Source organism: Paenibacillus sp. GQ49 (assembly GCF_059759055.1).
The window spans coordinates 1-263 of sequence record NZ_JCAXEL010000063.1 but is presented as its reverse complement, the minus strand read 5'-3'; the positions used below and the strand labels follow the sequence as shown (position 1 = coordinate 263).

Sequence of the window (263 nt, the reverse complement as noted above, 5' to 3'; positions counted from 1 at the left end):
TTCAAAGGCTCCCACCTATCCTGTACAGATCGTACCCAAATTCAATATCAAGCTGCAGTAAAGCTCCATGGGGTCTTTCCGTCTTGTCGCGGGTAACCTGCATCTTCACAGGTATTAAAATTTCACCGGATCTCTCGTTGAGACAGCGCCCAAGTCGTTACGCCATTCGTGCGGGTCAGAATTTACCTGACAAGGAATTTCGCTACCTTAGGACCGTTATAGTTACGGCCGCCGTTTACTGGGGCTTCGGTTCACAGCTTCGG

1 rRNA gene is annotated in these 263 nt (G+C 49.8%); it reads right to left on the bottom strand.

Features of this window, described 5'->3' with window-relative positions:
* A 23S ribosomal RNA gene (locus tag AC6CIF_RS31950) occupies positions 1–263 on the bottom strand; the annotation flags it as partial.